Origin of the sequence: uncultured Halopseudomonas sp. (genome assembly GCF_963977355.1) — a bacterium.
Taxonomy (GTDB): Bacteria; Pseudomonadota; Gammaproteobacteria; order Pseudomonadales; family Pseudomonadaceae; genus Halopseudomonas.
On sequence record NZ_CAXBOV010000012.1, the window covers coordinates 58,750 to 71,770 of the forward strand.

Below are 13,021 nucleotides of genomic sequence, written 5' to 3' on the forward strand. Positions count from 1 at the left end.
GGCAAGCAGGTCCGGCCTGATTACCCTGTTGCATTATTCGACCCGCCGCTAATGGCGCGCAGGCAACCCCCCGACAGCTCACTGTCGTCGATCTATGGACGCCCATGTATATCTACCGCCTGGTACTGTTGCTGGTGATCGGCATATACCTGTTCTCGCCCGCCATCATGGATTGGTGGATCGAGCCACAGGGCGCCTGGTATCGCCCCTATATGCTCTGGTTGATTCTGATCATTGCCGGCATTGTTCTGCAGAGTCCAAAAGATGCCGATGAGCTTTGACCTGAGTCACCTGCTGCTGGTCAGCATTCTCTATCTTCTCACGCTCTTTGGCGTGGCCTGGGTAACCGAAAAGGGCATGCTGCCGCGCGCCCTATTGCAGCATCCGGCTGTATACACCTTGTCATTGGGTGTGTACGCCAGTGCCTGGGCCTTCTACGGCACGGTGGGGCTGGCCTATGAATACGGCTACGGGTTTCTTACCTATTATCTGGGCGTATGCGGCGCCTTCCTTCTGGCACCGGTATTGCTGGGCCCGATCCTGCGTATTACCCGTACCTACCAGCTGTCATCCCTGGCAGACCTTTTTGCTTTCCGCTTTCGCAGCACCCTTGCCGGCACACTCACAACACTGTGCATGCTGATCGGGGTTCTCCCATTGCTTGCGCTGCAGATTCAGGCGGTCGCCGACTCAGTACAGATTCTCACCCAGGAAACCGGACAGAATGCCGTCGCCCTGGGGTTCTGTGTACTGATTACCCTGTTCGCGATTCTATTCGGGGCGCGCCATATTTCCACCCGGGAAAAGCATGAAGGCCTGGTGATGGCAATTGCTTTCGAATCCCTGGTCAAACTGGTCGCCATTGGCGCAGTGGGACTCTACGCACTCTATGGCGTTTTTGGCGGCCCAGCCGGCCTTGAGTCCTGGCTGGAATACAATCAGCAGGCACTACAAACGTTGCATTCGCCACTGCAGGAAGGTCCATGGCGCACGCTCCTGTTGGTGTTTTTTGCCGCGGCCATAGTCATGCCGCACATGTACCACATGGCCTTCACCGAAAACCTCAACCCCCGGGCAATGGCAACGGCAAGCTGGGGACTTCCCCTGTTCCTGTTACTGATCAGTCTTGCCGTGCCACCCATACTATGGGCCGGACTGCACCTGGGTATTCCGACCAATCCGGAATACTTCACTCTCGGGCTGGGCGTAGCAGCCGGGGCAGACTGGCTGACGCTGCTCGCCTTCATCGGCGGACTCTCCGCCGCCAGCGGCTTGATCATCGTGGTCACCCTGGCCCTCTCGGGCATGGTGCTCAACCATCTGGTGTTACCGGTTTATCAGCCCAGTGCCGAAAACAATATCTATCGCTGGCTGCTCTGGACCCGTCGCACTCTGATCGCAGCCATCATCATGGCCAGCTATGGCTTCTATCGCCTGCTCGGAGCGGAACAGGATCTGGCCAACCTGGGTATTGCCTCCTTCGTTGCCACAGTACAGTTCCTGCCCGGCGCGCTATCGGTTCTGTACTGGCAGCAGGCCAACCGCCGAGGCTTCATCGGCGGACTTATTGCCGGCATGCTGGTGTGGGCAATCACCCTGTTACTGCCCCTTGTTACCGAAGTAACCGGGCTGCAGATTCTCGGCCAGACGCTGAGCTTCAATGCTGATACCTGGCATCTGGCAGCAATAGCATCACTGGCAGCCAACATTTTTGCTTTCACCAGCATATCGCTGTTCACCCAGCGTTCGAGCGAAGAGCAGAGTGCCGCAGAAGCCTGTTCGGTGGACAACGTCAGTCGTCCGCAGCGCAGGGAGTTGATAGCCGACTCGCCCCAGGAATTTGCCCAGCAACTGGCCAAGCCACTCGGGAACAAGACCGCCCAGCAGGAGGTAGAACAGGCACTGCGTGATCTGCAGCTACCCTTCGACGAGCGTCGCCCCTATGCCCTGCGTCGTCTGCGCGACCGACTCGAAGCCAACCTGTCGGGACTGATGGGCCCCAGCGTCGCGCAGGAAATCATCAGCACCTTCCTGCCCTTCAAGCTGGCCCGTGAGGGCTACATCACCGAGGACATTCACTTCATCGAAAATCGCCTCGAGGATTATCACTCGCGCCTTACCGGCCTGGCTGCCGAGCTGGACGCCCTGCGTCGTTACCATCGACAGACCCTGCAGGACCTTCCCATGGGTGTCTGTTCGCTGGCAAAGGATAATGAAGTATTGATGTGGAACCGCGCCATGCAGGCGCTGACCGGTATCAGCGCGGAAAGTGTTGTGGGATCGCGTCTGGACAACATCGACGAACCCTGGAACGAACTGCTTGGACGCTTCGTCAGCGATCAGTCAGCGCACTTGCACAAGCAGAAACTGGTCGTCAGGGGACAAACCCAGTGGCTTAGCCTGCACAAGGCCGCCATTGATGAACCCGGCAACGTAGTCAGTAGCGGACTGGTATTGTTGATCGAGGATCAGACCGAAAATCAGATGCTCGAGGATGAGCTGATGCACTCCGAGCGCCTTGCATCCATTGGTCGTCTGGCTGCAGGAGTTGCCCACGAGATCGGCAATCCGGTCACCGGCATTGCCTGTCTGGCGCAGAATCTGCGTGAAGAATCGGACCAGCCCGAGGCTCGGGAAATGGCCGATCAGGTCATGGAGCAGACCCGGCGCATTTCCCGCATAGTCCAGTCTCTGGTCAACTTTGCCCACGTTGGCAGTCGGCATAACAACAGCAACGAAGAGGTCGATCTGGCGAGCTGCACCAACGAGGCCATTCATCTGTTGTCACTCAATCGACAGGGCCCCGAAGTAATTTATGTTAACCTATGCGACCCCGATCACGTGGTCGCTGGTGACAGCCAACGCCTTGTCCAGGTCCTGATAAACCTGCTAGGCAACGCCCGGGACGCCAGTAACGATGCTGACACCATCACCATTTCAACCCAGCAGAACGAGCATCAGGTCCTGCTGCATGTCGAGGATCAGGGCAGCGGTATAGACAAGGCGATCATGGATCGGCTGTTCGAGCCATTTTTCACCACCAAGCAACCAGGGACAGGAACAGGGCTCGGATTGGCACTGGTCTACTCGATTATCGAAGAGCACTATGGACAGATAACCATAGACAGTCCGGCAGATCCCATACTCCAGCGCGGCACGCGGTTTACTATCACCCTGCCCCGCTACAGCGTTTTGAGCAACGGTGCCAACACCTGAATCCTATTAGGCATGGCATCGAGCACGAGGAACCTATGTCACATATCTTGGTTGTAGAAGATGAGGCAATTATCCGTTCGGCGTTACGACGCCTGCTAGAACGGCATCAGTACAAGGTAAGCGAAGCCGGGTCAGTTGCCGACGCGGTCAATCAGTTTGACCTGGGTACATTTGACCTGGTCATCAGCGACCTGCGCCTGCCGGGGGAACCCGGCACTGAGATGATTCGTCGCGCGCCTGATACGCCCGTACTGATCATGACCAGCTATGCCAGCCTGCGTTCGGCTGTCGACTCGATGAAGCTCGGCGCGGTGGACTACATTGCCAAGCCGTTTGACCACGAGGAAATGCTGCAGACTGTTGCTCGTATCATCAAGGACAGCCAGCAGCGACGTCATCCGACTCATGCAGAGCCTTCTGCAGGTGCTGAGATCACCAGCTCCTCCTCCGCACAGCAGCCAGCCAAAACCAAGAACTCCACCATGGGTATTATTGGTTCAAGCCCATCGATGCAGCTCCTGTTCAAACGTATCGGCAAGGTCGCACCAACAGACTCCACCGTCCTTATTCAGGGTGAATCGGGCACCGGCAAAGAGCTGGTTGCCAAGGCGCTACACGAACACTCGCGGCGAGCCAAAGCGCCGATGATTTCCGTCAACTGCGCCGCAATTCCCGAAACCCTGATCGAGTCCGAGCTGTTCGGTCACGAAAAAGGGTCTTTCACCGGGGCTACAGCCGGGCGTACCGGCCTGGTCGAAGCCGCCGACGGTGGCACATTGTTTCTCGACGAAATCGGTGAGCTGCCCCTCGAAGCGCAGGCGCGCCTGCTGCGGGTGCTCCAGGAAGGAGAGATCCGCCGGGTCGGGTCGGTGACATCGCACAAGGTAGATGTGCGTCTGGTCGCAGCGACCCACCGGGATCTCAAGACACTGGCGCGGCAGGGACTTTTTCGCGAAGACTTGTATTATCGCCTCAACGTGATCGAACTCAGGCTCCCGCCCCTGCGTGAAAGGGGCGAGGACATCATGTTGATTGCCGAAGCCCTGCTCGCGCGTGCCGCGCAAAACATGAACCAGAGTGGCCTGCATTTCAGCTCAGAAGCCAAACATGCCATCAGCCTGCATACCTGGCGTGGCAACGTCCGAGAGCTGGAAAATGCGGTGGAACGGGCAGCGATATTGTGCGACGAGGATGAAATCTCTACCGAACTGCTGGGTATCGAACTGGATGTCGAGCACGAGCGTGCGACTCAGGCCGCCAGTGCTCTGGAAACCATGAACCATGAACAGAGCGTCAGCAGTGAGCCTACTGAGGATCTGTCGCTGGAAGACTATTTCCAGCATTTCGTTCTCGAACATCAGGATCGCATGACCGAAACCGAACTGGCCAACAAGCTGGGAATCAGCCGCAAGTGCCTGTGGGAAAGACGGCAACGACTCGGTATTCCTCGCAAAAAAACCGCCAGCTCCTGACTCCCTCCTGACAAACCCCGGGGAAGGCTCAAGCTAGAGATTTTCCCGGCGCGTATCAAAGTGTTACCTGTTACCCACATCCAACCCAGACAAGTGTTACCCGCGACAGGTTCAGACGTAACACTTGTTCGGGTTGATAGGTAACGCCACCCACCACATCAGCCTCAAGCAAAAACACCAAAAATACCCAAGTCTCTGTTTTATATGGATTTACCAAAGTTGGCACGGCGAATGCTTTATATCTGGCACAACAACAATAAAAACCAAAAAACATAATAAGAATAAGATCTGGCTACACGCACAATAAAAACAAGATGTGAGAGTCGCAGCAAACTGATTTTTTTGGAGAATGTGTACTTACCGTGCGGACAGGATGTCCGTCTGGATAGAACAATAAAAGTTGCCTGAGCAACATGACGATCCAGAGCCAATGATGGGCCTCGTGTTTAGACATAAGCTTCCAAAGCAATCCGTTTGTTTTAGGCAACCCGGGATGGGTAACCACAATAGCGGCATTGCCGCTTCTGCCTAAGAAGAAAAATTGCTGTTATAAAAACAAGAATAATAAAACCATTGGGGGGAGTGAATACTCCCCTTGAGTTTATCTGCTTCCCCCCCTTCAGTTATTACCCCAATTTCCGCACTTAATTTAATTTCAGAACCATTCAGGCTAGAATGCTCAATTCAAGTCAGGCCATGTGCTGACCCGAGCTTATCTACGCACGTATTCCGGCGTTCCGCTCAACTGTCCGTCATCCCTGACATTCATGCAACTACAGCCCCCTGAAACCGGGTTGAAAAATGCCGGTGGAAAGCCTGAACCTATGATTCGCAAGCTGTTGAAGAAACTGCCAACGCCCTTTGGCCGCCAGGCCCACAGGCGCACTACGCCGTCGGTCATTCCCGCCAGTCAACATAACCTGCGGCGAGAACGGCTGAGCAAGAACGCGGTCAATGTCGTGGAACGGCTGCAACAGGCGGGTTACCAGGCATTTGTCGTCGGCGGTTGCGTCCGCGACTCCCTGCTTAACATGTCGCCCAAGGATTACGATGTAGCTACCAGCGCTACACCTGAGCAGGTAAGGGCCACGTTCCGCAATGCGCGACTCATCGGCAGGCGATTCAAGCTGGTACACGTACACTTCGGTCGCGAAATCATCGAGGTGGCCACTTTCCGCGCCAGCCATGCGGAGGATGACGCCGGGGACCCCCAGAGCGACGACAAGTCTCGCCAGAGTGAGTCCGGCCGCCTGCTGCGGGACAACGTGTATGGCAACTTCGAACAGGACGCCCAGCGACGCGACTTCACCATCAATGCCTTGTACTACGATGTCAGCACTGGCTACATCCATGACTATGCCAACGGCATGCATGATATTCGCAATGGATTGATACGGCTGATCGGTGATCCCGAGCAACGGTACCAGGAAGATCCGGTCCGCATGCTGCGCGCCGTGCGCTTTGCCGCCAAACTGGACTTCGAGATTGAGCAGCACAGTGCTGCACCGATACCCGACATGACCGATCTGCTGTTCGATATCCCGCCGGCACGGCTGTTTGATGAATCACTGAAACTGTTGATGAGCGGGCAAGGTGAAAAAACCTTTGACCTCCTGCACTACTATTACCTATTCGAGCCTCTGTTTCCGGATACCGAAGAAGCAATCGAGGCTAACCCGGAATACTGTCTCGCCCTGATCCGCCAGGCCTTGCGCAACACCGATGATCGCATTCGCGAGGGCCGGCCCGTCACACCAGCGTTTCTTTTCGCTGCTCTGCTATGGCCCGCTCTGGCGCCACGCATCCGGGCTCTGGAAGCCCAAGGCATACCGATCATACCGGCACAGCAACAGGCAGCTCAGGATCTATTGACCGAGCAATGCCAGCACATTGCCATTCCCAAGCGCTTCAGTGTCCCACTTCGCGAGATCTGGGATATGCAGCCCCGCCTGGAACGCCGAAGCGGACGCCGGGCCGATCAACTACTCGAGCATCCTCGTTTTCGAGCTGCCTACGACTTCCTGTTGCTGCGTGAAACAGCCGGTGAAAAGACCGACGGCCTCGGCCATTGGTGGACACTTTATCAGGAAGCCTCAGCGGACCAGCGCCGCAAAATGATCAGTGAGCTTGACGAAAAGGGCACCAGCCCAAAGCGCTCGCGCAGCCGCAAGAAACGTAAACCCAGGACTTCGACCGACTCATGAGCGTGCGTTGCTATGTCGGACTTGGCAGCAACCAGTCTGAGCCGGCAATGCAATTGAGGCTCGCCTGCGAGGCGCTGGACGGTCTTCCGGGAACCCGGTTGCTTAGCTGCTCACGGCTATACCGGAGTAAGCCTATGGGCCCTCAGGACCAGCCTGACTATCTCAACGCCGTCGCGCTGATCGAGACCAGCCTGGAACCCCTGCCGCTACTGGACCAACTGCAACAGATAGAGCAGCACCAGGGTCGCCAACGCAAAGCAGAGCGCTGGGGGCCGCGCTCGCTGGATCTGGACATTCTTCTGTATGCCAGCCAGCAGATAGATACTGAGCGTTTACGTGTGCCGCATTACCATATGCATGCCCGTCCCTTTGTGCTGTACCCACTGGCCGAGCTCGAGCCCGACCTGATCATGCCCGACGGGACGCCTTTGCAGCACCTCTTGAAAAAATGCGCCCCAGTCGGCATAGAAGCCCTTGCCGATATGCCCGCACAAGGGTAAAAGATGTGTCCCGAAAACAGACACCCGAGAGCGCTCCACCATGCGCCTATGCTTCAGGACTATACTGCCATTCATGGTGTCAGGATCCTGAACAAACAGAGCCCAGGCTGTGACACAATCCGGCCCAAGCCCAAACGCCCGACGCCTCGCCGAGGCCGAACCAATGGAATCAGCCATGCCTAATGTAACTCTGACAACGCTGAGCAAGCTCAAGCAGACTGGTGAAAAGATCACCTGCCTTACTGCCTATGACGCCACCTTCTCCCAACTGGTTAACGAAGCCGGAGTGGAAGTGATCCTGGTCGGCGACTCATTGGGGATGGTATTGCAGGGGAACGACAGTACGTTACCCGTCACCGTCGCCGACATGGCCTACCACACCCAGGCAGTAAAACGGGGCAACAGTAGCGCACTGATCATGGCGGATCTGCCTTTCATGTCTTATCCCAATGTGGACCAGGCACTGACCAACAGCGCTCAACTGATGCAAGCAGGCGCCCACATGGTCAAGCTTGAAGGTGCTGGCTGGCTGGCACCGATCATCGAGGCGCTGGTGCAGAACGGGGTCCCGGTATGCGCGCATCTGGGGCTGACCCCACAGGCTGTGAACCTGCTTGGTGGCTACAAGGTCCAGGGGCGCGCCGACGAACAAGCACAGGCCATCCTGAACGACGCCAAGGCCCTCGAAGCAGCAGGCGCCAGTATGCTGGTGCTCGAATGCGTACCCAGCACGCTGGCCAACGCGATAACCGCAGCTGTTTCCGTGCCGGTGATAGGGATTGGCGCCGGCAGCGGCACCGACGGCCAGGTATTGGTCGTACATGACATGCTCGGACTGACACGCGGTCACCGTCAGCCACGTTTCGTGAAGAACTTCATGCTTGATCAGCAGGATGTGCCATCCGCTTTGCGCGCCTATGTCGATGCGGTAAAGAACGTCGAATTCCCTGCCGCCGAACACGAGTTTTAACACTGATGAACACTCTGCATACCATTGCCCAGCTGCGCGCAGCACTTAACCGTGCTCGCCTGGATGGCAAGCGTATTGGTCTGGTACCCACCATGGGCAACCTGCATGCCGGTCATGTCACCCTGGTTGACAAGGCGCGGCAGCGGACTGACTTCGTCGTCGTCAGTATCTTTGTCAATCCATTGCAGTTCGGGGCGGGTGAGGATCTGGACAGCTATCCACGCACCCTGGAAGAAGATCAACGCAAGCTGCTGGACGCCGGGGCAGATCTGATATTTGCCCCCAACGTGAAAGAAATGTATCCCGAAGGCATGACAGGTCATACCCGTATCAGTGTCCCTGTCGTCTCCGAGGGCTTGTGCGGCGCCAGCCGCCCTGGACATTTTGAAGGTGTTGCCACAGTTGTATGCAAACTGCTCAATATTGTTCAACCCGATCTGGCGGTATTCGGTCAGAAGGATTTTCAGCAACTGGCTGTCATCCGCAAAATGGCCCACGACCTTTGCCTGCCCGTACAGGTCATGGGGGAGCCGACGGTCCGCGCCGATGACGGCCTGGCATTATCGTCACGTAACGGATATCTAAGCCCCGAAGAGCGCCAGGTAGCCCCTGTCCTGTTTCAGACCCTGCAGGACACTGCGACGGCGATACAGGCTGGTGAACGGGACTATCCACAGCTCATTGAGAGCGCACGCCAGCGTCTTGCAGACGCCGGCTTGCGCGCCGACTATCTCGACCTGCGTGATGCGGTCACGCTTGAACCCGTCGACACTCAAACCCGGGACATGGTCATTCTGGCCGCGGCCTATCTGGGTAAAACACGGCTTATAGACAACCTGCTGTTTCAACAAAGCTGACATCCCCCCCTTGCCCCCCTCTCGCAGCCGCCCCGACAAGCGGCTGTCGCACCCTGCATGACGGCCTGGTATCAGACCAAAGAAGGGTTGAATTGACTGCGGTAATGGCCGACGCTTGAAGCAAGAATGCTTCCGGCTGTGCCGCAAAAATAACAAGAGGACCCGAGTCATGTACAAGATCGAAAACCATAAGGTATCCGACGCTGCCCGCTCGAATACGCACATCGATGAAGCCGGCTACAAACGGCTGTACAAGCAGTCGATCGAGCAGCCGGACCAGTTCTGGGCCGAACAGGCTGAGCGTTTTCTGACCTGGGACAAGCCCTGGAGCACGGTGCACGAGAGCGACATGAACAACGGCGAGGCCGCCTGGTTCATTGATGGCAAGCTCAACGTCAGCACCAACTGCATTGATCGGCACCTGGCTACCCGGGGGGATCAGACAGCGATCATCTGGGAAGGGGACGACCCTTCCGACTCCCTGAATATCAGCTACCGTGAGTTGCACGAACATGTCTGCCGCCTGGCCAACGTCCTGCGTGCCCGCGGTGTGAAAAAAGGCGAACGTGTCTGCCTTTACATGCCGATGATCCCCGAGGCGGCCTATGCCATGCTCGCCTGTGCGCGCATCGGCGCAGTGCATTCGGTGGTTTTCGGAGGCTTTTCGCCGGATGCCCTGCGCGACCGCATCAACGATTCCGACTGCCAGGCCGTGATCACCGCAGACCAGGGCGTGCGTGGCGGTAAAAATGTCCCACTGAAACAGAATGTGGACAAGGCGCTGCAGGAATGCCCCGGCGTGCATACCGTAGTTACCATCAAGCGCACCGGCGGTGACATCGGCTGGCATGAGAACCGCGACGTCTGGTACCACGAGGCTTGCGCCGCAGTCAGCACTGACTGCGAGGCCGAATCAATGGACAGCGAGGATCCGCTGTTCATTCTCTATACCTCCGGCTCCACCGGTAAACCCAAGGGCGTGCTGCACACTACGGGCGGCTACCTGCTTGGTTCGGCAATGACTCACCACTACGTCTTCGACTACCACGAGGGTGAGGTGTACTGGTGCACCGCAGACGTGGGCTGGATCACCGGCCACAGCTACATCGTCTATGGTCCCCTGTGCAATGGTGCGACCACATTGATGTTCGAGGGCGTACCGACCTACCCCGATGCGTCGCGCTGCTGGCAGATCGTCGACAAGCACAAGGTCAACATTTTCTATACCGCGCCCACCGCGATCCGTGCGCTAATGGCCCAGGGTAACGAACTGGTTACCGGTACCTCACGGGAAAGCCTGCGCCTGCTTGGCAGCGTCGGCGAGCCGATCAACCCGGAAGCCTGGGAATGGTACTACCACGTGGTCGGCGAAATGCGCTGCCCGATAGTGGACACCTGGTGGCAGACAGAAACCGGCGCAATCATGATCACCCCACTGCCAGGTGCGACAGATCTCAAGCCCGGTTCGGCCACCCGCCCCTTCTTCGGTGTCGAGCCAGCCCTGTACGACCCCGAGGGCAACGAGCTGGAGGGCGCTGCGAGCGGCAACCTGGTAATCAAGCGGTCGTGGCCTAGCCAGATCCGCACCGTTTATGGCGATCACCAACGTCTGGTCGATACCTACTTCAGCACCTACAAGGGTGTGTATTTCACCGGTGACGGTGCCCGTCGTGACGAAGACGGTTATTACTGGATTACCGGCCGCGTGGACGACGTGCTCAACGTGTCCGGTCACCGCATTGGCACCGCCGAAGTGGAGAGCGCCCTGGTGCTGCATGACTCGGTTGCTGAAGCGGCTGTAGTCGGTTGCCCCCATGACATCAAGGGCCAATGCATCTATGCCTACGTCATGCCCATGCGCGGCATTACCCCCAGTGACGAACTGATCAAGGAGCTCAAGGCATTTGTTGCCGAGCAGGTCGGATCATTCGCCAAGCCCGACTTCATCCAGTGGACCCCCGGCTTGCCGAAGACCCGCTCAGGCAAGATCATGCGCCGCATTCTGCGCAAGATCGCCTGCGATGAGCTTGATACCCTGGGCGATACTTCAACGCTAGCCGATCCAGCGGTAGTTGAAGAGTTGATCGAGCATCGATTGAATCGCGGATGAGACACATCTTGTCCTGACCTGACGAGCCCTCTATGCTTGTGCCCTTTAAAGCATTCGCATAGAGGAATCGTTCATGCAAGATGTCGTGATTGTCGCCGCCACCCGCACTGCCATCGGCAGCTTTGGCGGCCAGTTTGCCAACATCCCCGCCCATGAACTGGGGGCAACAGTCATCCGCGCCTTGCTGGAACAAACCGCTATTGATCCAGCAATTGTCGATGAAGTCATTCTGGGCCAGGTGCTCACCGCAGGCTGCGGACAGAACCCGGCTCGCCAGGCAGCCATCCATGGCGGTCTGCCCTTCAGTGTTCCCGCACTCAACCTCAACAAGGTCTGTGGCTCCGGCCTCAAGGCTCTGCATCTTGGCGCACAGGCCATCCGCTGCGGAGACGCCGACGTCATCATCGCCGGCGGTCAGGAATCCATGAGCCTTTCGCCCCATCTGATGCCAGGCTCACGAACCGGCCTGCGCATGGGCCACGGCAAACTTATTGATAGCATGATCCATGACGGTCTTTGGGATGCCTTCAACGATTACCACATGGGTATCACCGCCGAGAACCTGGTAAACAAGTACCAGATCAGCCGTGAAGAGCAGGATGCCTTTGCCGCCAGCTCGCAGCAAAAAGCAGTCGCAGCCCAGGAAGCAGGCCGCTTCGATACCGAAATCACCCCGGTAAGCGTGCCCCAGCGCAAGGGCGAGCCCGTACAGATAAATCGGGACGAGCAACCCCGTTCAAGCACCACCGCCGAATCCCTGGCCAGACTGCGTCCTGCCTTCCAAAAGGATGGCAGCGTCACCGCCGGGAACGCTTCAGGTCTGAACGACGGAGCCGCCGCCGTGCTGCTGATGAGCGCAACCAAGGCCAAGGAACTGGGTCTCCCGGTGCTGGCACGCATTGCCGCCTACGCCAACGCCGGCGTGGATCCAGCCATCATGGGTATCGGCCCGGTATCGGCCACCCAGCGTTGCCTGCAAAAAGCCGATTGGCAGATTGCCGATCTGGATCTGATTGAAGCCAACGAAGCCTTTGCCGCCCAGGCACTGGCGGTCGGACGCGAGCTCAAGTGGGATGCCGAAAAGGTCAACGTCAACGGTGGCGCAATCGCCCTGGGCCACCCGATCGGCGCCTCTGGCTGCCGAGTGCTGGTAACCCTGTTGCACGAGATGATGCGCCGTGACGCCAAGAAAGGATTGGCAACCCTCTGTATCGGCGGTGGCCAGGGCGTTGCGCTGGCACTCGAACGCGACTGAGGGGTTATTGCTGCAGATTAAGGCCTGTTGCGCTTCAAACGTGGTGGAAAAAGCCAGCAACAGGCCAGCACCAGGGCGCCAAAAAGACTGTAGGCCAGTATGAATACCCAGGGCGGCAAGTCGAAGTACAGTATTGTTTGCAGCCAGTATTCGATAAAGCCGCCAGCGTAGCTGCTGGCGCCGCCCTGACGACGCAGCCACATTTCCAGAGAGGTCAACGGGCAGACCACGCCCAACCAGGCCTCGGCGACCACCACGAGTATGGTGGCCAGATGCGCCAGCCGGAACCACAGGTTGTTCACCCAGCGCCAGCCACGCAGATTACCCACCACGACCAGCAGCAAACCCAGCACGACAAACAACACCAGCCCGACATGGAGCGCGAGCACCATATTGGCCAGCATCTGGTAGGGCAGTGAATCAGTAAGGCTCACCCT

Annotated in this window: 10 protein-coding genes; 9 read left to right on the forward strand and 1 reads right to left on the reverse strand. The window is 57.8% G+C overall.

From position 1 onward, the window contains the following. The first annotated feature begins 104 nt into the window (after window positions 1-104). The 9 genes from AAC076_RS08410 to AAC076_RS08450 all read left to right on the forward strand — a co-directional run bounded on the left by AAC076_RS08410 (window position 105) and on the right by AAC076_RS08450 (window position 12,584). Window positions 105-281 carry a hypothetical protein gene (locus AAC076_RS08410; protein WP_150278722.1) on the forward strand — a complete coding sequence of 59 codons (177 nt, stop codon included), beginning with the start codon at window positions 105-107 and terminating at the stop codon, window positions 279-281. Continuing rightward, complete coding sequence (locus AAC076_RS08415) at window positions 265-3,216, forward strand: ATP-binding protein (protein ID WP_339844392.1); 2,952 nt, start codon at window positions 265-267, stop codon at window positions 3,214-3,216. The genes AAC076_RS08410 and AAC076_RS08415 overlap by 17 nt, the downstream gene beginning before the upstream one ends. Before the next feature lie 35 nt (window positions 3,217-3,251). Further along, a complete protein-coding gene (locus tag AAC076_RS08420; protein ID WP_339844394.1) occupies window positions 3,252-4,688 on the forward strand; it encodes a sigma-54 dependent transcriptional regulator in 1,437 nt (478 codons plus the stop codon). A gap of 824 nt (window positions 4,689-5,512) precedes the next feature. Then, entirely contained in the window at window positions 5,513-6,892 is a 1,380-nt protein-coding gene (locus tag AAC076_RS08425; protein WP_339844396.1) for a polynucleotide adenylyltransferase PcnB, read from the forward strand. After that, complete coding sequence (folK, locus tag AAC076_RS08430) at window positions 6,889-7,392, forward strand: 2-amino-4-hydroxy-6-hydroxymethyldihydropteridine diphosphokinase (protein ID WP_339844399.1); 504 nt, start codon at window positions 6,889-6,891, stop codon at window positions 7,390-7,392. The genes AAC076_RS08425 and folK overlap by 4 nt, the downstream gene beginning before the upstream one ends. 175 nt (window positions 7,393-7,567) lie before the next feature. Continuing rightward, complete coding sequence (gene panB / locus AAC076_RS08435) at window positions 7,568-8,362, forward strand: 3-methyl-2-oxobutanoate hydroxymethyltransferase (RefSeq protein WP_339844401.1); 795 nt, start codon at window positions 7,568-7,570, stop codon at window positions 8,360-8,362. A 5-nt stretch (window positions 8,363-8,367) separates the two neighbouring features. Further along, entirely contained in the window at window positions 8,368-9,219 is an 852-nt protein-coding gene (panC, locus tag AAC076_RS08440) for a pantoate--beta-alanine ligase (protein WP_339844403.1), read from the forward strand. A 169-nt stretch (window positions 9,220-9,388) separates the two neighbouring features. Continuing rightward, window positions 9,389-11,329: an acetate--CoA ligase gene (gene acs, locus AAC076_RS08445; RefSeq protein ID WP_339844405.1), complete on the forward strand. Its 1,941-nt coding sequence runs from the start codon at window positions 9,389-9,391 to the stop codon at window positions 11,327-11,329. A 73-nt stretch (window positions 11,330-11,402) separates the two neighbouring features. Then, window positions 11,403-12,584 carry an acetyl-CoA C-acetyltransferase gene (locus tag AAC076_RS08450; RefSeq protein WP_339844407.1) on the forward strand — a complete coding sequence of 394 codons (1,182 nt, stop codon included), beginning with the start codon at window positions 11,403-11,405 and terminating at the stop codon, window positions 12,582-12,584. A 17-nt stretch (window positions 12,585-12,601) separates the two neighbouring features. On the opposite strand, the gene AAC076_RS08455 is transcribed toward AAC076_RS08450, so the two are convergent. After that, complete coding sequence (locus AAC076_RS08455; protein WP_339844409.1) at window positions 12,602-13,018, reverse strand: DUF2784 domain-containing protein; 417 nt, start codon at window positions 13,016-13,018, stop codon at window positions 12,602-12,604. Between the last annotated feature and the right edge of the window lie 3 nt (window positions 13,019-13,021).

What these genes read in the sequence shown, in the direction of transcription:
- AAC076_RS08410 (WP_150278722.1), top strand. Translation starts at nt 105, where the DNA reads ATGTATATCTACCGCCTGGTACTGTTGCTGGTGATCGGCATATACCTG.
- AAC076_RS08415 (WP_339844392.1), top strand. Translation starts at nt 265, where the DNA reads ATGCCGATGAGCTTTGACCTGAGTCACCTGCTGCTGGTCAGCATTCTC.
- AAC076_RS08420 (WP_339844394.1), top strand. Translation starts at nt 3,252, where the DNA reads ATGTCACATATCTTGGTTGTAGAAGATGAGGCAATTATCCGTTCGGCG.
- AAC076_RS08425 (WP_339844396.1), top strand. Translation starts at nt 5,513, where the DNA reads ATGATTCGCAAGCTGTTGAAGAAACTGCCAACGCCCTTTGGCCGCCAG.
- folK (WP_339844399.1), top strand. Translation starts at nt 6,889, where the DNA reads ATGAGCGTGCGTTGCTATGTCGGACTTGGCAGCAACCAGTCTGAGCCG.
- panB (WP_339844401.1), top strand. Translation starts at nt 7,568, where the DNA reads ATGCCTAATGTAACTCTGACAACGCTGAGCAAGCTCAAGCAGACTGGT.
- panC (WP_339844403.1), top strand. Translation starts at nt 8,368, where the DNA reads ATGAACACTCTGCATACCATTGCCCAGCTGCGCGCAGCACTTAACCGT.
- acs (WP_339844405.1), top strand. Translation starts at nt 9,389, where the DNA reads ATGTACAAGATCGAAAACCATAAGGTATCCGACGCTGCCCGCTCGAAT.
- AAC076_RS08450 (WP_339844407.1), top strand. Translation starts at nt 11,403, where the DNA reads ATGCAAGATGTCGTGATTGTCGCCGCCACCCGCACTGCCATCGGCAGC.